The organism is Bradyrhizobium sp. URHA0013, from assembly GCF_000518345.1.
Classification (GTDB): Bacteria; Pseudomonadota; Alphaproteobacteria; order Rhizobiales; family Xanthobacteraceae; genus Bradyrhizobium.
The window spans coordinates 45,389-65,476 of sequence record NZ_JADK01000014.1; the positions used below are offsets into that span (position 1 = coordinate 45,389).

10 protein-coding genes and 1 pseudogene are annotated in these 20,088 nt (G+C 57.2%); 7 read left to right on the forward strand and 4 right to left on the reverse strand.

All coding sequences use genetic code 11. The annotated features are described in order from the left end of the window. Nucleotides 1-61 precede the first annotated feature (61 nt). Nucleotides 62-1,192 carry a polysaccharide biosynthesis/export family protein gene (locus N551_RS0118940; RefSeq protein ID WP_249802590.1) on the forward strand — a complete coding sequence of 377 codons (1,131 nt, stop codon included), beginning with the start codon at nucleotides 62-64 and terminating at the stop codon, nucleotides 1,190-1,192. A gap of 173 nt (nucleotides 1,193-1,365) precedes the next feature. On the opposite strand, the gene N551_RS0118945 is transcribed toward N551_RS0118940, so the two are convergent. From N551_RS0118945 to N551_RS0118960, 4 genes are all read right to left on the reverse strand, one after another. Next, complete coding sequence (locus N551_RS0118945) at nucleotides 1,366-2,154, reverse strand: heparin lyase I family protein (RefSeq protein ID WP_027568232.1); 789 nt, start codon at nucleotides 2,152-2,154, stop codon at nucleotides 1,366-1,368. A 79-nt stretch (nucleotides 2,155-2,233) separates the two neighbouring features. Then, the gene (locus N551_RS0118950; protein ID WP_197031166.1) at nucleotides 2,234-3,037 is read right to left on the reverse strand and encodes a 4'-phosphopantetheinyl transferase superfamily protein; all 804 of its coding nucleotides are present in this window, start codon (nucleotides 3,035-3,037) and stop codon (nucleotides 2,234-2,236) included. A gap of 25 nt (nucleotides 3,038-3,062) precedes the next feature. Continuing rightward, a complete protein-coding gene (locus tag N551_RS0118955) occupies nucleotides 3,063-3,902 on the reverse strand; it encodes a hypothetical protein (protein ID WP_027568234.1) in 840 nt (279 codons plus the stop codon). A gap of 139 nt (nucleotides 3,903-4,041) precedes the next feature. After that, nucleotides 4,042-4,965 carry a cupin-like domain-containing protein gene (locus N551_RS0118960; protein WP_197031167.1) on the reverse strand — a complete coding sequence of 308 codons (924 nt, stop codon included), beginning with the start codon at nucleotides 4,963-4,965 and terminating at the stop codon, nucleotides 4,042-4,044. Nucleotides 4,966-5,317: 352 nt separating this feature from the next. Here N551_RS0118960 and N551_RS0118965 point away from each other — a divergent pair, with 352 nt between their 5' ends. From N551_RS0118965 to N551_RS0118990, 6 genes and pseudogenes are all read left to right on the forward strand, one after another. Then, nucleotides 5,318-6,352, forward strand: a complete 1,035-nt coding sequence (locus N551_RS0118965) for a glycosyltransferase family 4 protein (protein WP_197031168.1) — start codon at nucleotides 5,318-5,320, stop codon at nucleotides 6,350-6,352. Between the two features lie 194 nt (nucleotides 6,353-6,546). Next, on the forward strand, nucleotides 6,547-7,860 hold the full coding sequence (locus tag N551_RS0118970) for a nucleotide sugar dehydrogenase (protein WP_027568237.1): 1,314 nt from the start codon (nucleotides 6,547-6,549) through the stop codon (nucleotides 7,858-7,860). Beyond that, a complete protein-coding gene (locus N551_RS0118975) occupies nucleotides 7,844-9,163 on the forward strand; it encodes a glycosyltransferase family 4 protein (RefSeq protein ID WP_027568238.1) in 1,320 nt (439 codons plus the stop codon). The genes N551_RS0118970 and N551_RS0118975 overlap by 17 nt, the downstream gene beginning before the upstream one ends. A gap of 391 nt (nucleotides 9,164-9,554) precedes the next feature. Beyond that, nucleotides 9,555-9,704 (forward strand): annotated as a pseudogene (locus N551_RS39720) (DapH/DapD/GlmU-related protein); the annotation flags it as partial. Nucleotides 9,705-10,099: 395 nt separating this feature from the next. After that, nucleotides 10,100-12,007, forward strand: coding sequence for an amino acid adenylation domain-containing protein (locus tag N551_RS35885; RefSeq protein ID WP_051462842.1), 1,908 nt, complete (start codon nucleotides 10,100-10,102; stop codon nucleotides 12,005-12,007). Further along, nucleotides 12,004-20,085, forward strand: a complete 8,082-nt coding sequence (locus N551_RS0118990) for a hybrid non-ribosomal peptide synthetase/type I polyketide synthase (RefSeq protein ID WP_027568239.1) — start codon at nucleotides 12,004-12,006, stop codon at nucleotides 20,083-20,085. Before N551_RS35885 ends, N551_RS0118990 begins: the two co-directional genes overlap by 4 nt. Nucleotides 20,086-20,088 lie beyond the last annotated feature (3 nt).

Here is a 20,088-nt window from a genome sequence, read left to right on the forward strand (position 1 = left end):
GCAATTGCGATTGGCATTTCTAACGGTACTGATTTCCGCGGCACTGAGTGGGTGCGCGATCATGCCAGTTGCAGGTCCCCAGAGCTGGGACGTAACGTCTGGCCAAAGTGAATTTCCTTACGCGCTCGTCCGGCTTGGACCGCAGACGCTCAACGTTCTCGCAGCGCACGCTCCACGGATCGCTGGTCGGATTGCTGACGGACGCGGGCCACAGAGGGTCGTCGTCGAGATCGGGGATATCGTTGGCGTAACCGTGTACGAAACGGGCGCCGGCCTCTTCGTGCAGAACGATTTGGGGGTCCGTCCGGGAAACTTCTTCACCGTTCCCCCGCAAGCGGTGGGTCCTGGTGGTAACATTTCGGTCCCGTCGGCGGGCCAGATCCCCGCCCGGGGGAAAACGACTTCGGAGATCGAACAGGAGATTGCAGCCGCTCTGAAGAAGCGTTCGCTGGAACCGAATGCGGTCGTGACCCTGCTTGAGCAGCGCTCATCAGCATTTACTGTGCTTGGAGATGTCCGCACCGCTGGCCGCTTTGCGGCAAATCCGGGCGGGGAACGTCTTTTGGAGGCAATCGGACGCTCGGGAGGTCTTTCGGGCCCGGGCAACGAGTCTTGGGTCGTTCTTGAGCGAAATGGTAAAAAGGCCGCGGCTCCATTCGGAGCCCTCATCGATGAGCCTGCAAATAACGTCTTCGTTCGACCGCGAGACATGGTCTATGTTTTCCGCGAACCGCAAACATTCCTCGCTTTTGGTGCGTCTGGCCGCCAAGGGCAGTTCCCCTTCGATGCTTGGCGAGTTTCCCTGTCTGAGGCAATTGCGAAGGCGACCGGCCTGAGTGATCTGACGGCCGACCCCGCTTCCGTTTTCCTCTATCGCGGCGAAAGCCGAGAGGTCGCTACGCAGCTTGGGGTCGATATTTCCCGGTTCGAGGGACCTGTTATCCCGATCATCTATCAGGCAGATCTACGTGATCCCGGCGGTTACTTCCTCACGTCGAGATTCGAAATGCGCAACAAGGACGTGATTTATGTTTCCAACGCTGCGGCGGTCGAATCGACGAAGTTCTTGAACTTCGTCCGAACGATCGTGGCAACGATTCAAGATCCGGTCACGCTTGCGAACTCGGCAAAGGCCTTGAGCACTGGTTCGGGCGCCACGATCGTGACGCAACCGATCAGTGTCGGAAACTAAGCGTCGCTCTGCCGTCGGTACACGATCTACCGACGCATTTTTGGGGCGCGTGACATCGGGGGAGGGCGGCTTTGGGGCCGCTCCAGCGGACCCATGAGTTGAGCCTGCCAGGCTCGGGCTGACCGCCGGCGAAGCCTCCTTTGGCGCGGAACGGTCCAGATCGTTCACCAGGTTCATTTGGTGGGCAGAGGGGCTGTAACTCGTGCCGTAAGGTCCGATGTGCCCACTTCCATGTTGGCAAATTGAATAGCGAGTGGTGCCGCAATGGGGCCGTAGCCGCGATAAATGCCAAACTTCCAATAAGCTTGATTACCGATGGCGCCTATCGTCCCCGCGAAATCGACGATCTTTGCTCCATCCAGCCAGATATCAAGCTGACCATTGGTGTCACCTTCGCGCAGATGGAATACGAGGTGGTGCCATTTATTGCGGCTGAGCGTCCCGTTGTAGCGGACGCTTGTTTGCGCACCTGCGGGGGACCCCGAATACTCGCTATAGACGATCAATCGGCCCGCTTTGAAATGTATGTGGAACGGCCTGATCTTTGAGCCGTGCATTTGGCTGATAGCCGTCCAGTCGGATTGATATTCGGCGCCGGGCTCGATGAGAAAAGAATAAGATCCCCAAACGTCAGATCCCTGGTTGTAGCGACGCTTGTAACCGTCGAGCTCGGAACGCTCCTTGTTTTCGCCGGAGGCGCGGTCTTCGTCCCATGAATCTCCCGCGCGTACTTCGAAGCGCGTAATGTCGATCGCGCCGGCCTGAGCCTTCCGGATGCTCCAGTCATTGCCGGCGGACTCCACGACGTAAGGGATGCCCCTGATTGTGACCGGCGTCTTTGCGTTCGCAATGGCTGCCCAGTTCGAACCCAGAGCGTCTTCTGCCCGGGACGGATAGCTCGCGGTGAATAGTATCGCGAGAAATGATGTCGTCGCCAGGACGGCGTTAAATGGGGTTGGCATGCTCACTCACGGCTCTCTTTCAAAATGTGAATATTGGTTTCGGAAATAGACCTTCCCAAGCTGATTTCTTGACGGTGGATCAAGGCGAGGGAGCTTCTCCGGAGTTCGGTTCGTCGTCACGCTGACGCAAGATCGTCATCGGTCGTTCGGCGATCGAGCCTGGGTCAGTTTCTTGTCCGTGAAGATCGAATATCTGAATAGAATTCGAGATAACCGGAGCAGCTACCGCTGCGAGATGATCACCGGAAGACAGATCAGCCATTTGATAGGTCGACTCTTTTGACTGGCTATCGGGTCGCCATTGAATGTCCCATCTCTTGGAGCAATCCAGTGGCACTTCGAACCCATCCAGCCGCCCAAGCAGCCCCACTCCAACCGCTTTCAGGAGAGCCTCCTTCCGCGTCCAGCATCGCAGGAAGGCCCGTCGCCGTCCGTCCTGTTCGAGCTTCGCGAGAGCCTCCATTTCGTGTTTGGTGCAGATACCTTCAGCCAATGTGGTTACGTCGGTGTTTTCGACGGCGCCGATGTCTTCGACATCGATTCCGACGCTTTGACCGATTGTGAGCGCAAGCAAAGCCATGGAGCGGCTATGGGTTAGGTTGAACTGCAGGCCGCGTGGCGAGGCTATTTCGTCCACTGACGGCTTGCCGTGTTCGTCCACAACGATAGGCACTTTGCTCGGATCCAGTCCAAGGCATTGGCCCAGTACCAGTCGAAGCAAAAACCTGCTCTGACAAAATCGCTCGCGGTCCGGCAAAAAGCGAAATCGTTCGGCGCGCGCGCGCTCCTGGTCGCTCATGATTTGCCAGCCGGCTTGCGCCGATCCGAGGGACGAGAACTCCAGGCGCCACACGTGAATTTCGCCAAGTGCAGCTTGCAACAAGGTACGGGGTCCCCGGGCACCAACCCTAGTTATGGGCGATGCGAAGTTGATTTGTGACATGGTCGTCGATCCACCTGCCGACGTCGATGAACTCCACCGCGTTATGGGATCTAAGAAAACCCAATATCTCGTCAATGGCCTGCCAGATGTCCTCGTTGTGCGCCAAATGATGCGTCAGCAGGCCAATGGGGGCGTCAGGAGGCAGAAGGCCGAGCCTCCTGCCTCGCAATTGCTGAACGAGAAGGTCGGAGATGAATTTCCGCTTTTGAGCCGTTCTTGCCTTCCAATCGATGACGTCTAGATGAACATCGATCCTGGGACCAGACTTGAACTCAGTCATTCTGACGACTCCACGCCACAGCACGCGAGAGCCTAGTCGCAGAAGCTTCCACTCGAGTTGATTCGGCATGAGCGACACCCCGGCGTACCCCACCCCCGGTAGGGCTCTGACGAGCGCTGGTGTGATGCGATTGAAGGGGGGGACGAAAATCGGCTGCGAGGAGCTGAAACACTCCTTGAACAGCTGTAGTGCGAACTCTGCATCGGCAATCATGCTTGAGATCGGCCGATCGGGTCCAAACTCTGCAGGTTTCTTTCCCCGGTTGTAGTTGATGTGCTTCCAGCCATGGGGCATCGGATAGAAGTGACGATCGTTCTCGACGAGAAATTCCCGTAGCCCCGGTGTCACCATTCCCGGGATGACTGCCAGCCCTATCCTGGTATCAAACCGGGCGGCAACATCGCGCAGGCGCTCCAGGTCGAGTGATGGCTCGAAGGCGTCATCATCGCGAACCCAGAATTTTGCTTTCAGGTTGGAGTCCGCCCAGATATCGAGTTCGCGACGTGCATCGTCAAACAAATTCATCTCTGGCAGTCTCGAACTGTCAACAACAACCTCGTCAAGGATCGGTTGGGAAACGAAATTCTACTTCGCACGTAATGCATGTCCTCGGACGCTTCAAACAACAAGATCTCAAACCAGAAATTGGGACAATCTCGGCAACCTACGTGCTCCCGGCGCGAGCATACGTCGCTTGCTCCTCGCCGACTCTTTGTCCCCTGGCGCGGTAGACCGCGCGCGTCGCCGCGCGGGCGGCGCGCGCCCCCAGATATATGGCCTCATCGAAGACGCCAGAGTTTCGTGAAGATGGCACGCTGACGCCGAACTCCGCCAAGCGGCCTCGAATTTTATGGATCAGGCTGTCGCGCCGGGTGCTGTCAGTGTAGTACGTGAAGCTGACCGTAACGGAGGGCTCCTCACCGACCTCGACCAGGTGGGGACTGGTGGAGGGCATGTAAGCTCCCTCTCCAGGGTTCAACTTGAAGCAATGAGCTAACTCGCGAAACTCTTCCCGCCAGGTAATCAATCCGCGATCGTGTCGGGAATGAAAGCGGTCGCGGGCTTTATCGCTGACCACTCTTAGCTCGTCGGGATCCCAGACATAAACTGTCTTCTGTCCCTGGATCTGCAAGATAAAATTGTGCTCCTTGTCGATATGAAACGGCGTGACCGTTTTTGGCGAGCTCACAAAGATCCAGCCGCCACGATACCCCATGCCGGGGTCCTTGAGTTCGACATTAGGGCGGACGCTATCCAGCACCTCGTCAACGAGTTCCCGATAGACGGGGTCTGTTTGAACGTTGAGCAAGGACATCCAGGCCTTTGCAGCAGCAATATGCTCCATCGTGGCGACTAAACTATCCTTCACCGGATGCAAATCGGGAGCACTCGAGAATGAGGTTCCAGCCTCGGCTGCATTGGTGTGGGCTCGAATTCCGCCCTTGCTTTCCAGACGCTTTGCGAGTTCGACCAACTCTTCGATACGGAACCGATGATCGTCCGATAGGCGATGCTTGACCGGCGTCACCGTCCATGGGTCAAACTTGGTCCAGTCAACATCGATAAGGGGCGGGGGATCTAATACCATGAGCACCACTCCGCGTCTTTTGCGCATTGAAAACATATGGCAGTCTAAATACGTCAAATAATATCCCCAGGATATCAGGGATTGAAGCATTTTCCTATTGAGCTTAACGTCATTATTTAAGGGTTCCTATTTAAGGCCTTGGGCAAAATATATAGCCAGTTTGCGGGCGGCAGGCCCGGTTAACCGTCCCGCCCCAAAGTCATTTGTTTTCTCCATTGCCGGATTTATTCGGTGTCATTTCAGGGCTAATGGTCCCAAGTTTATTCGGCATAACGAGGTATTTTAAATGGCGTCGGCTCGGCCACTCAAGGTGCTGATGGCAACTCCTTTCGGGGAGCGTCAAAGAGGAGGCATGGATCGACTGACCGACTTGATTGTCGCGAAGGTCGACGACGGGTATTCCGGGCGCGTTCAGATATCCAGGTTGGTTACACGGGGCCCAGGTCGCCCGGTTGCCGCGCCGTTCGTTTTTGCCCGGGCCTTGGCTCAGCTCTGGATCGCGAGACGGCGAGGTGAGGTCGACCTCCTGCATATCAACGTCGCCGCGGACAAGAGCGCCATACGAAAGGCGATTTTGGCGCGGTTTGCGCGGAGCCTTGGCGTTCCATACGTTGTCCACCTCCACGGATCCCGGTTTCAGGAATTTTGGCCGGCGGCTGGACCTCGCGTTCGGAAATTGGTTGACCGTCTTTTCCTGGAGAGCTCGGCTGTGATCGTTCTCGGGACGGTCTGGTCGGAGCTGGTTCGCGCGCATGTGCCGCAAGTCGCGGACCGGATCGTCATTCTTCCAAATGCGACGGCGCCAGCTGCGTTCATGAACGAGCCGACCCCTCACCAAGGCGACGTTAGGATCTCGTTCCTTGGCGAGCTCGGTAAGCGCAAGGGCACTCCTCAACTTATCGAGGCGCTGGGGCGTCTGGATGAGGGGCTGGATTGGACAGCCACGATCGCCGGGAACGGCGATGTCGAGGAGACCAAGTTGCGCGCGGAACAGCTTGGCATAACAGGCCGCGTGAAGGTCCCTGGCTGGTTGGATGCCGAGGAGACCTGCGACGTGTTGCGAGGTTCCGACATTTTCGTCCTGCCGTCGTTTGCAGAGAATCTGCCGATGTCGATTCTCGAGGCCTTCGCCTACGGTCTCGCTGTCGTCGCCACGCCAGTCGGGGCGGTCGCCGATGTCATCCGCGATGGCTCGAACGGACTGCTTGTTCCGGTAGGAAACGTAGATGCTCTGACGTCTGCGCTTCGCAGGCTGATCGTCGACAGACAGTTTCGCAATTCACTGGGAGCTGCGGCAAAAACCGACCACGCTTCAAAATATGAAATCGGAGCGTATGTCTCCAGATTGTCCGATATTTGGCAGAGCGCATCGAATCGATCCGGATAGGCCAGGTTCCCTTCACTTCGCCTTTTGAAGCCCCGCCGGGCCAAAAAAACATTGCGCCAGTCGGCGATTATGTCACTGCATCATTTAAAAAGGTTCATGAATTAAACATGTTGCATTAATTTGCTGGTCTGTCGTACTTTGGATGAGATAATTGCTTGGTCAGCGTCATTATTTTCGAGTGATTTGAAAAAAACATGCGAGTCAGCGTTTTCGGTTTAGGGTATGTCGGAGCTGTCACGTCCGGCTGTCTTACGTCATTCGGCAATATCGTCGTCGGGGTAGATCCCGCAGAGGCGAAAATTGCCTTGATCAATGAGGGCAAGTCGCCCGTCATCGAGAAGGGCCTTGGCGATGCGATTTCCAAGGCAGTTGCCAACGGTCAGCTCCGAGCGACACGGGACGCGCGGGATGCTGTTCTGGCGACCGATTTATCGTTGATCTGTGTCGGAACTCCGAGCAAGCGAAACGGTGATCTCGACACTTCGTCACTGAAGTTGGTTTGCGCCGAGATCGGTGCCGCCCTTGCCGAGAAGCAATCCCATCACTCGGTGATCATCCGCTCTACGGTGCTGCCGGGTACGATACGAAGTGTCGTGATTCCGGAGCTCGAGAAAGCCAGCGGGAAAAAGGCGGGCGTCGATTTCGGCGTTGGGTCGAACCCCGAGTTTCTTCGGGAAGGAACTGCGCTTGAAGATTTCTTTGCTCCGCCCAAAACCGTCATCGGCGTCGAGGATGATCGAACTGCGAGCGAGCTTGAGGCATTGTATGCTGCGATCAACGCGCCTCTGATCCGAACATCGATCGAAGTTGCGGAGATGATCAAGTACTCCGACAACGTTTGGCACGCGCTGAAAGTCGCGTTCGCGAACGAGATCGGCGTCTTCTGCAAGAGCCTTTCCATCGATAGTCACGAAGTCATGGACGTGTTCTGCAAGGACACCAAGCTGAACTTGTCCAGCTATTACCTGAAGCCGGGCTTTTCGTTTGGAGGCTCGTGCCTGCCGAAGGACGTTCGAGCGCTGGTTCACAAGGCCCGATCGCTGGACCTGGATCTGCCGCTGCTGGGGTCCGTGCTTCCTTCCAATGAAAAACAGACGACGCGCGGCTTTGAGTTGATCGCGCAGTTGGGGAAACGGCCCGTAACTATTCTCGGTATGAGCTTTAAGGCCGGCACGGATGACCTTCGTGAGAGCCCCATACTTGAAGTCGTCGAGCGCCTGATCGGAAAGGGGTACGACGTACGCATTTTCGATCGCAATATCAGCCTTTCGAAGCTTGTGGGCGCGAACAAGGATTATCTGCTCCGCATGATACCGCACGTATCGTCGTTACTCGTCGAATCCCTGGACGATGCGCTTTCACACGGCGAAATCATCGTCGTCGGTAACGCAGATCCGGAATTTCGGACAATAGGTGATCGCGTGCGACCCGATCAGTTTTTGGTCGATCTGGTCCGCATCAAGGATCACTCTCAATTGAAAGGGAATTACCATGGTATTAGCTGGTGATCCATTTAGGCCGAAACGTATCCTGATCATCGTCGAGAATCTTCCAGTGCCGTTTGACCGGCGCGTTTGGAACGAAGCTACGACCCTGGTCAAGGCGGGTTACGAAGTCAGTGTGATCTGCCCCGTGGGGCACGGTGCTTCCGCTCGTCGCGAAGTCATCGATGGCGTTCATATCTACCGGCATCCCATCGTTGAGGCGCGAAGCGTTGCCTTCTACTTTGTGGAATATGCTGTTGCAGTGTTTTGGGAATTCTTTCTCGCGTGGCGTGTGCTCTTTGAGCGGGGTTTTGACACCATTCACGCCTGCAACCCGCCAGACCTGATCTTTCTGATCGGTGGGTTTTTCAAACTGTTTCTCGGAAAGAAATTCGTCTTCGACCACCACGACATCAATCCGGAGTTGTTCGAGGCGAAATTCGGCAAGCGCAATTTTCTTTACCGGGTTGTGGTCGCGCTCGAGCGCTGCACGTTCGCGGTCGCTGACATTTCGATAGCAACCAATCACTCTTACCGCTCTATCGCCGTCGAGCGCGGCAAGATGGATCCCAATAACGTCTTCGTCGTGCGTTCCGGCCCCAATTTGGAACGGCTGAAGATTGTTCCTCCGGATCCCTCCGTCAGGAAGGGGCGGGCCTATTGCGTCGGCTACGTTGGAGTCCTTGGGGCACAGGAGGGGATCAATTACCTTTTGGAGGCCGCCCGGCACATCGTTTACGATGCTGGTCGTCACGACATTCAATTCTGTATTGCGGGCGGTGGGCCCGAACTCGAACGGCTTAGGGCGCTCGCGGTCGAGCTTGGCGTCGCCGATTACGTCACGTTTGCCGGGAGGGTCTCGGACGACGAATTGCTTAGGATACTCAATACGGCGGACGTATGCGTGAATTCGGATGAGTGGAATCCGATGAACGACAAGTCGACCATGAACAAGATCATGGAATATATGGCCCTTGCCAAACCGATCGTTCAGTTCGACCTGACTGAAGGGCGGTTTACGGCGCTCGATGCTTCGCTGTATGCGAAGCCAAACGACTCGGTCGATTTTGCTGCCAAGATCCTCGATTTGCTTGGCGATGAGTCCCGTCGGAAGCAACTCGGAGAGTTCGGCAGGAGGCGCGTGATCGATCAACTCGCCTGGCCGCACGAGGCACCGAAGCTCCTTGGCGCGTACAGAGCCCTGTTCGAGGGCAAGGTAGCCGTTCATGGGCAATCGAGAGGGCAGGTTACGAGAACCGATCGTGGGGATATCCTGCCGGGAAGCTTGATGAGGCGGCTCTTGAGTCCGCTCGCTTCGAGGAAGTGAGCCAGCAATGTCCTCGCTCTGGACCAACATCAAGGCTGATGCTTTTCGCGTGAAGGGGAAGACGCCCTCGCTCCGTTCGGTGTTGGTGCTTGGGTTGTTCAGCCGCACTTTCCGACCCGTCTTGACGCTAAGGCTTTGCCAATGGGGTGCAGAGCATTCCTCATCGTTGAGGCTCCTGGCGCGGGCGCTGCATCGTTACGCTACGGCCAAGGCGGGGATCGATATGCCATCGGTCGTTCGCGCCGGGCCCGGTTTGGTGATTGTGCACGGTTGGGGAACGGTGGTGAACCGGGAGACGATCATCGGCTCGAACGTAACTCTGTTCAATGGCGTCGTTATCGGTCGCAAAGACAGGATTACACCGACCGGTCGTCACACCGAGTATCCAATTATTGGAGACGACGTGTGGATCGGGCCGCACGCCATCATTGTTGGCGGCGTCAAAATTGGGAATGGCGCGATCGTCGGTGCCGGCAGTGTGGTCACCAAGGACGTCCCTGCGCGCAGTGTGGTCGCCGGTAACCCAGCCAAGATTCTGAAGTCCGATGTACTTCCCGACGTCATGAACAGGGCTCCGACAAGCGCTCAGAACTCGGAGGGGGTGATCGGGCGAGATATGAATGGCGACGTAGCTTCGGATGGTCTTGTCTTGAACCAATCCGAGATAATCAAATGAAGTTGGGCTGAAGTGCCCCTCATCACGACCAGGCGCCGTTCGGAAATCAAGGAGACGCCGGTTTATTTGATTAACCAATGAAGCCGCAGGGATTAACGTTATCAGCAAATAGGCTGCGACCGAAGAACAAAACGGCTATGCTGTACTTAGTTTAAATTGAGATTTTAGCGCGCCAACGTGCCCGATTTCTAATTGCAGGGGCAGTCGGCGGAGGCGATAGTAAAATGGCGTGGGCAGAGGCTAATTCGCTGGCCAGAGGAATGGATCCCCAGCTTTCGCTGCCATCCTCCTGTGAAACGTTGAGCCGAGCTTTCGAGCAGCAGGCTGCCCGCACGCCCGGTGGCGTCGCAGTCCAGCTCGGCGACGACTGCTTGACCTACCGCCAGCTCGACCAGCGTTCCAACCAACTGGCCAGGACGCTACGCAAGCACGACCTGCCGTCTGACGGGCTGGTCGCAGTCTGCTTTGAGAGGTCACTGGATCTCATCGTATCCATACTCGCTGTTCTCAAAGCGGGGGTTGCATATCTCCCTATCGATCCGTCCTACCCGGTTGAACGGATTTCGATGATCCTCGAGGATGCAGAACCAAGTGTGTTCCTCACGCAGGATGCGCTTGCCCAGAAAGTGGCGCGGCAGGACAGTGGATCCGTCGTATGCGTCGACAGGGACCATCGGATCATTGCCGAAGAGGACGCCGGTCGTCTGGATGACGACGCTTCGGCCGATAACCTTGCCTATGTGATCTATACATCCGGATCGACGGGCAGGCCGAAGGGCGTAATGGTGACCCATCGAAACGCGCTGCGCCTCTTTGCGTCGACAGCGCACTGGTTTGATTTCGGTCCGAGCGATGTTTGGACGCTATTTCACTCCTCGGCGTTTGATTTTTCCGTCTGGGAGATCTGGGGATGCCTCTTGACTGGCGGCCGACTTGTGTGCGTACCGCACTTGGCCGTTCGTTCGCCGATCGATTTCCACAAGCTGCTCGTCGACGAACAGGTTACAGTGCTGAGCCAGACGCCGGCAGCATTCTATCAGCTGCTTCAAGTTGAGGAGGCCAGTACCGCCGAAGCGCTGAAATTGCGCTACGTCGTTTTCGGTGGGGAAGCACTCAATTTTGCGAATCTCCGCCCGTGGTTCGAACGGCATGGCGACCGGACGCCACAGTTGATCAATATGTACGGGATCACGGAAACGACTGTCCATGTGACATATCGCCCGGTTACGTTGAATGATGCTCTCAACGAGACGAGAAGCCTGATCGGCGTTCCTATCCCCGATTTGCGTATTTATTTGCTCGACTCCGAATTGTGCGCCGTCGCCGTCGGCGATGTGGGCGAAATTTATGTCGGCGGAGCTGGAGTTGCGCGCGGTTATTTGAACCGGCCTGAACTTACCGCGGAACGTTTTGTTCGGGATCCCTTCGTCCTGGATTCGCCAGCCTTAATGTACAAGTCGGGTGACCTGGCGCGTGCTACTGAGACCGGCGATCTCGAATATCTTGGTCGCGGTGACTCGCAGGTGAAGATCCGCGGCTACCGCATCGAATTGGGAGAGATCGAAGCAATTCTCGCAGATCACCGCTCTGTCGCGCAGGCTGTCGTCATGGCGCGCAGAGATGGTCCCGGAGAGCCAAAGCTGGTTGCCTATTTCGTCCGGAAGAAGCCATCCGCATCCACGACGGCAGAGGACTTGCGCGAGTTTCTTAAGACCCGGCTTCCCGCGCATATGGTGCCATATGCCTATGAGCAACTCGAAGCGCTTCCTCTGACAATCAACGGCAAGGTCGACCGCGCCGCACTGCCTGCTCCCCGGACGAACGACAATGTCGAGATCGATTCGACATTGATGCCGATGGAGAAGCAGATCAAGGAAATCTGGTGCGAAGTTCTCGGTACACGGTCCGTTGGTGCAGACGACAACTTCTTTGATGTTGGGGGAGACTCTCTCTTGCTCGCCAATGTTCACGGTCGTATGCAACGAGCGTTGTGCCTTGAAATCCCTGTTACAGATTTGTTCGAGTTCACGACGATACGAACGCTCGCGCGCCGCCTGAAAGAGAGTTCATCGCCGGAAAACCTGCTCGTAGAGGCACAACAGAGAGCGCAGAAGCAGCGCGCCGCGCTTGGCCGGAAACGTGAATTTCGCAGGAGTGACGCTTCGTGAGCAATCTGGACGCGGAGAACACGGTTGGAGAAGGTGTAGCCATCATCGGCATGGCGGGACGATTCCCAGGCGCGCGCAGCGTTGCGGAGTTCTGGCGCAATCAGCTCGAGGGAATCGAGTCGATCTCTCAGTTTCGCACGGACGATATTGAATCGGTGCGCGGTCACGCGAGCGATGCTCGCCATGTAAACGCGCGGTCGATCATCGACGATATCGAACTCTTTGATGCGGACTTCTTCGGTATCTATCCGCGCGAGGCGGAACTGATGGATCCGCAGCAGCGACTGTTTCTCGAATGCTGCTGGGAGGCGATCGAGAGTGCAGGTTATGTGCCGGATACGTATCCCGGCCTGATCGGTGTTTATGGAGGATCCTCCCTCTCGTCGTATTTTCTCTCGCGCCTCTGCGCGACACCGGGGTTCATCGAAAAATTCACGTCCGGTTACCAGGTCTCGAACTATGTCGAGATGATGGGGAACAGCTTGGACTTCCTGGCCACACGGGTTTCGTACAAGCTGAACTTGCGGGGGCCGAGTTTCACGATGCTGTCGGCCTGTTCGACGTCATTGCTGGCGGTCACTCAGGCGTGCCAATCGCTATTGACTTACCAGAGCGATATGGTCTTGGCCGGCGGGGTATCGATTACGCTCCCCCAGCAGCGAGGGTACCCATACCAGGAAGGAGGCATGGTCTCGCCGGATGGACACTGCCGGGCGTTCGATGCTGATGCGCAGGGTACGGTGTTTGGCAGCGGCGTCGGCGTTGTACTGCTGAAGAGGCTCGACGATGCAATTCGAGATGGCGACCAAATTCATTCCGTCATTCGCGGCTTTGCGGTCAACAATGACGGATCGGCTAAAGTTGGTTACACGGCCCCCGGCGTGGAGGGACAGGCAAGTGTCGTCGCGATGGCGCAAGAGGTTGCCGGGATCAATCCGGATACAATTGGCTACATCGAGGCCCATGGAACAGGGACGCCTCTAGGCGATCCGATTGAGCTCGCCGGATTGACCAAGGCATTTCGTGCGGCCACCGACCGTAAACAATTCTGCACGATAGGAACTGCCAAGACCAACGTGGGGCATCTGGATATCGCTGCCGGTGTTACCGGATTGATCAACGCATCGCATATCGTGAAACACGGCGTATTTCCTCCGACGCTGCACTTCAAGAACCCGAATTCCAAGTTTGACCTGCAGAATAGCCCCTTTCGGGTCGCGACCGTGCGCTCGGAATGGAAGAACGACCAAGGGCTTCGTCGTGCTGGTGTAAGTGCATTTGGCGTCGGAGGAACTAACGCCCACGTCGTGCTTGAGGAAGCGCCGAAGCGTCCTGAAGCTTCGTCTTCCAGATCCAAGCATTTGCTCGTGTTGTCCGCACGTTCGCCGGCGGCTCTCGAACGGGCCACTGATAATCTGGCGGAGCATCTACGTTCACATCCCGAACTGAACCCGTCGGATGTGGCCTGGACTCTGCAGGAGGGCCGGCGCGAGTTCGAGTTCCGCCGGACGGTGGTCGCCGGCGATCTCGCCGAGGCTGTTCGATGCCTGTCCACGCGCGATAAATTGCAGACGCGCTCAAAGACGATAGATGCTCCCGAGGTCTGCTTTATGTTTCCGGGGCAGGGCTCGCAGCATGTCGGGATGGCGGCCGGCGTTTATGCTGACGAGCCAATATTTCGTGACGCGGTAGATCGGTGCGCGGAAGTCTTGCGTCCGTATCTTGGAGACGATCTTCGAACGTTGCTGTATCCCCCGGCAGGAGCAAGCGAGAGCACACGGCGAATAGTAACCGAGACGGTCGTTGCCCAGCCGGCCATATTTACAATTGAGTACGCTCTGGCTCAGCTCTGGATCAGTTGGGGCGTCCGACCAAAGGCGATGGTCGGCCACAGTATCGGAGAATTTACTGCGGCCTGCCTCGCAGGCGTTCTGTCGCTCGAAGACGCGTTGAGACTCGTTGCTTTGCGGGGGCGGTTGATGCAGCAGTTGCCCGCTGGCGGCATGCTCTCGGTTCGGCTTCCGCAAAGCGATCTCCGCGAAGTCTTGCGAGAGCCGTTGTCACTAGCGGCGGTTAATTCTCCCTCTCTTTGTGTGGTGGCGGGACCGCTTGATGCTCTCGCCGAATTTGAGCGCGAGTTGGCAGATCGGAAGGTCCTCTGCCGACGATTGGTAACGTCGCACGCATTCCACTCGGCCATGATGGATCCCCTCATCGCACCGTTGGCTGAGGCGTTCGCATGTACCAAGCTTTGCGCACCGAAGATACCGTACGTCTCGGGGGTCTCTGGCGATTGGATCACTGACGATCAAGCAATGGATCCACATTATTGGGCCCGTCATGCTCGCGAACCTGTTCGTTTTTCATCAGCCGTCCAGACCATACGAAGCAGCCGCGCGATTCTGGTGGAGGTAGGGCCTGGCAATGTGACGACCACGCTAGCGCGGCAGCACGGCTTTCCCAGTGACCAGATCATTGTCCCTTCGCTCTCGGACGGCTTCTCCGGCGAGGGTGATATGGATGCGCTCATGGCCGCTCTGGGGGCCGTGTGGCTTGGTGGCGTCCGTCCGAATTGGCAGAGCATGCACAATGGCGAGCACCGTCTACGCGTGCCGTTGCCGACCTACCCTTTTGAACGCAAGCGATACTGGCTGGAAACGCCGGCGGAGACGGGTGCGGTCACGACGCCCCCGCTTGGCAACATGCCCCATTCACTCACATCGAACTCAACGACTGATCAACAGATGGAAGCGGCAAACATGGCGCCGATTATCAATTCCCAGCCGGCTTTGATCTCGTCAGTAACTCGGATCGACAGGATCCACGACGCGCTGGCCGAACTACTGCATGACTTGTCCGGTGTGGAAGTTGCGGCGACGGAGACCGCGACGTTCCTCGAAATGGGGTTCGACTCGCTGTTTCTGACGCAGTTCGCGCAGGTCCTTCAGGAGAAGTTCGGGATCAAGATCACTTTCCGGCAATTGCTCAATGAAGTTTCCAGCCTGGCGAGACTAACGGAATATCTGGGCGAGAAACTTCCGCCCAATATGTTCGCAGAACCTATCAACGGAACAGCGCAGACTGACCGGTCGCGCGTCGCTATCCCTGATGAGAGTTCTGCAACGGTAGCTCGAACCGTCCAACTATCGCCGGGCGTACAGGTCGGACCAGCTTCCGCTGACGGAGACGCGCTCGCGAATCTCATGCGGGATCAGTTGCAGGCGATGAACTTGCTGTTCGCTAAACAGCTCGAGACAATGCAAGCTAAAGCTCCAGCACCCGTGGCCGCGAATCCTGCAGTCATTCCTCTGCCGATCCGCCAGCCCGTTCAGGCTTCAGTCGCGTCTCCTCAAGCCGTCCCGGCGGCTACCATAAAGCCGCACGGTCCGTACAAGCCGCCGCAAGTCGGCACGTCGCAAGAGTTGACCGAGCAGCAGGAGACGCACCTCAAGCGGCTGATTGAGCGTGTGAATCAACGCACATCGAAATCCAAGAACCTCACCCAGCAATACCGTAATGTTCTCGCCGACCCCCGCGTCGTTTCGGGGTTTCGCGACCGGTGGAAAGAGATGGTCTATCCGATCGTCACCGACCGCTCGAAGGGATCGCGCATCTGGGATATCGACGGTAACGAGTACATCGACCTTGTGAATGGCTTCGGGCCAATCATGCTGGGCCACCGCCCGGATTTTGTGGAAAGCGCGATTGAAACGCAGCTCCATGCCGGGTTCGAAACAGGTCCCCAAAGCGCGCTTGCGGGCGAAGTCGCGAAGATGTTCTGCGACATGACAGGTAACGAACGCATGGCGTTCTGCAATACCGGTTCCGAGGCGGTCCTTGCGGCGCTTCGCGTTGCGCGGACTGTCACCGGCCGGAGCAAGGTTGTCATGTTCGGCGGCGACTATCACGGTCTGTTCGATGAGGTCCTTGTGAAGGGCGTCAAGAGCAGGACTGGCGAACCGTCCGTCGCTCCGATTGCACCCGGCATTCCGCGGGAGAGTGTATCGAACATGGTGGTGCTGGATTATGGAACGGCTGAGTCGCTCGAGTGGATCCGCAAGAATGCGGACGATCTTGCTGCGGTTCTTGTCGAGCCCGTTCAAAGCCGCCACCCTGCGCTGCAACCGGTAAGCTTCCTCAAGGAAGTTCGTAAGATTACGGCGGCGTCTGCCACAGCGCTGATCTTCGATGAGGTCGTCACGGGTTTCAGAGTCCATCCCGGCGGCTGCCAGGCCCTGTTTGGAATTCGAGCGGATCTCGCGACTTACGGGAAGGTCTTGGCCGGCGGTATGCCGGTCGGTATCCTCGCCGGGACGAGTCGCTTCATGGATGCTCTTGATGGAGGTGCATGGCAGTTCGGAGATGATTCCTATCCTGAAGTCGGCGTTACGTTCTTTGCCGGTACCTTTGTGCGTCACCCGCTTGTTGTCGCGGCAATGCACGCAGTGCTGGTACATCTCAGAGAGCAGGGGCCTGCACTGCAGGAACGGCTGAACAGGCGAACTGCGGACCTGGTGCAACGAATTAACTCGGTGCTGCAGTCTGAGAATGTGCCGACCAAAATCGAGACGTTCGGTAGCTTCTTCTATTTCAGCTTCCCCGCGTCGGAACGCCTTGCGAGCCTCTACTATTTCTATCTGCGTGATAAGGGGATTCATATCCGCGAGGGTTTCCCTTGCTTCCTCACGACATCGCACAGTGATGCGGATCTCGAAACGATCGTTCGCGCGTTTAGGGATAGTGCCATCGCGATGCAGCAGGCCGGCTTCCTCTCCGCGCCCGCAAGTGCCGCTCTATCCGACCCTCCTCACGTAAAGGCTGCCAGTCCGGATCCAAAAGATCCGATTCAACTGACCGAGGCGCAACGTGAGATATTCCTGGCTACAACATTGGGTAGCGAGGCGTCCTGCGCGTTCAATGAGTCATTCAGTGTTGGCCTGAGGGGCAAGCTGAGGATCGATCTGCTGCGCGAAGCGCTGAACGAACTCATCCAACGACATGAAGCTCTTCGTTCCACTATCGATGCCGAGGGGCAATGCATGCTTGTTCGGCCGGCGCTTCGGTTGGACATCTCGGTTCTTGATCTGTCGTCTCTCGAGACGTCTGCGCGCAAGGCCGAGTATGAGCGAATTCTGGCTGCGGATGCTCGAATTCCGTTCGATCTCGTCAACGGACCGCTCATTCGTGCGCAGGTCGTGCGTTTCGAGCCCGAAGACTCTCAATTGATGGTCTCATCGCATCATCTCGTTTGCGATGGGTGGTCGACGAATATACTCGTCGATGAATTGGCAACGATTTATTCCGCCAAAGTCGAAGCAAGGGTGCCGGATCTGCCAGCGCCGGCCAGCTTCAGTCGCTACGCGCACGCGCAACACGAACTACAGCGGACTGGTAAGAACGCCGATGTTGAGGCCTATTGGCTAGATCAGTTCAGCTATTTGCCCGAACCACTGGCGTTGCCGACCGATCGCCCGCGCGGGGGGACGAAGACGCATGCAGGTGCAACCGTGCGGTCCTTTATCGGTGCTGAAGCGCATCAGAAGATAAAGCAACTGGGTGCGAAGAACGGCTGCACGCTTTTTGCGACGCTATTATCTGGTTTCTATGTGCTTCTTCACCGGCTCAGCAACCAAACCGATATCGTAGTCGGCGTTCCGGCAGCCGGGCAGAGCCTTGTCGACGACGACAGCAGCCTTGTCGGGCACTGTGTCAATTTTCTCCCTCTCCGAACTCAAATTGATCCGAACGCCTCGTTCGCGACAACTCTTGGAAGTACCAAGCGGGTACTGCTCGATGCGTATGACCATCAAGGTTATACATATGGAACACTCGTGCGAAAGCTCGGGGTACCTCGCGATCCCGCGCGGATGCCGCTCATGGAGGTTCAATTCAATCTTGAGCGCCTTGGAGCAGGTGCCCGTTTCGCAGAACTCGAGACGGCGGTCGAGCCGAATCCCAAGGCGTCGGTCATCCTTGATCTCTTCTTCAACGTGATTGAGTCCGAGCGCGGCTTGGTCATCGATTGCGATTATAACGCAGATCTCTTCGACAAAGACACGATGTCGCTGTGGATGCGGTACTTCGAAACGCTCTTGCTGGGCGCAGTTCAAGACCCGCAGACGACGGTCGATGACCTCTCGCTGATGACCAAGGAACAGGCCGCGTTGGTCATACAGAGACTGAATCCGAATTCGATAGAAGCGCCGTCCACTCGATCGATCGTGGACATGTTCGAGGAGCGCGCGGCTCGGTCGCCGGATCGGATCGCGCTTCAGATTGGCCAGAGCCGGCTCACGTATAGCGAGCTCAATGCACGCGCAAATCAGCTGGCGCGGTATCTGCAACGATCCGGGCTGCGGCCGTCAGCAATGGTGGCGACGAGCTTCGAGCGCTCGCTCGATATGATCGTTGCGATGTTAGCTATCTTGAAGGCGGGGGCGGCCTACGTACCGCTGGATTCGTCTTATCCACTCGAGCGGCTGACGATGCTGGTCGAAGATGCCAAGCCTGCTGTCTTGCTCACCCAAGAGACGCTTGCAAGCCGAATGCCGGACAGCCCGGCAAGGGTCATTTGCGTTGACAGGGATGCGCCGGGCATTCGTGGGGAAAGCACTGAAAACCTGCCGCCTCACTCTACACCCGATGCTCCTGCCTATGTGATCTTCACTTCCGGGTCCACCGGAAAGCCAAAAGGGGTTGTGGTCAGCCATCACAACGTGGCGAGGCTGATCGAATCGACGAGGCCTTGGTTTAACTTCGATGAGAGCGATGTGTGGACGTTGTTCCATTCGTCGTCGTTTGATTTTTCGGTCTGGGAGATTTGGGGATGTCTGCTGACCGGCGGGCGCCTGGTCGTCGTGCCGTATCTCGTTACGCGCTCACCGCAGGACTTCTACAATCTCCTGGCTGACGAGCGAGTGACGGTTCTCAATCAGACGCCGGCGGCATTTTATCAACTCATCCAGGTCGAAGAGGCCGGACATATCAAGCCGCTGTCTCTCAAGCACGTGATCTTCGGTGGTGAGGCGCTCAATTTTGCGAGCTTGAGACCCTGGGTCGCGCGCCACGGAGATCGCACTCCGCGGCTCGTCAACATGTACGGCATCACCGAAACAACCGTCCACGTCACCTATCGCCCCTTGAGTGCGGAGGATATTGCGTTGGAGGCGCGTAGTTTGGTTGGCACGCCGATCCCGGACCTGCGCCTCTACTTGCTGGATGCAAGGCAGCGGCCGGTACCGGCCGGCGTGACCGGAGAGATCTATGTCGGTGGGGCCGGCGTCGCCGGTGGCTATTTGGGTCGTCCTGAATTGAGCGCCGAGCGCTTCGTCGTGGATCCTTTCGCGGCGGCTGCCGACGCAACGATGTACAAATCGGGAGATCTCGCCAGGATACTTTCGACGGGTGATATCGAGTATCTCGGTAGGGCCGATGCGCAACTCAAGATTCGTGGCTTCCGCATCGAGCCGGGCGAGATTGAGGTTGCCCTGGTCGAACATCCTGCGGTGCAGCAGGCCACGGTCGTTGTTCGCAAGGACGATGGGAGCGCCAAGCTCATTGCCTATTACGTCGCAAAGCAAGGCAATTCCGTCGCTCCCGCTGACCTGCGACAATACCTCCAGGATAAGTTGCCGGCTCACATGATTCCGCACGCCTGTGTCTTGATCGATGCGGTGCCGCTCACGATAAATGGCAAGGTCGATCAGAAGCGGTTGCCCATACCGGACCTCGGCGGCGCGATCAAATCCAGCGAATACGTCGCGCCAAAAACGGCACAAGAGCAGAGCTTGGCCGGAATTGTTTGCGAGATACTGAAGCTGGAAAGAATCGGCATCACAGATAATCTGTTTGAGCTCGGTGCCGATTCACTCCACGTATTCCAGATTACGTCGCGTGCAGCCAAGGCTGGGCTGCAGATTACCCCAAAGTTGGTGCTCCAGAAACGAACGATCAGTGCCGTGCTAGCCGAGCTCGCACAAGGTAAGCCCGTGGCGCAATCGCAAACTATCATACCGGTCGAACGGAATCTGTACCGTGTTAAGCGCGAGGTATCTCGCGGCAGGAAGGCTCACGACTGAGAA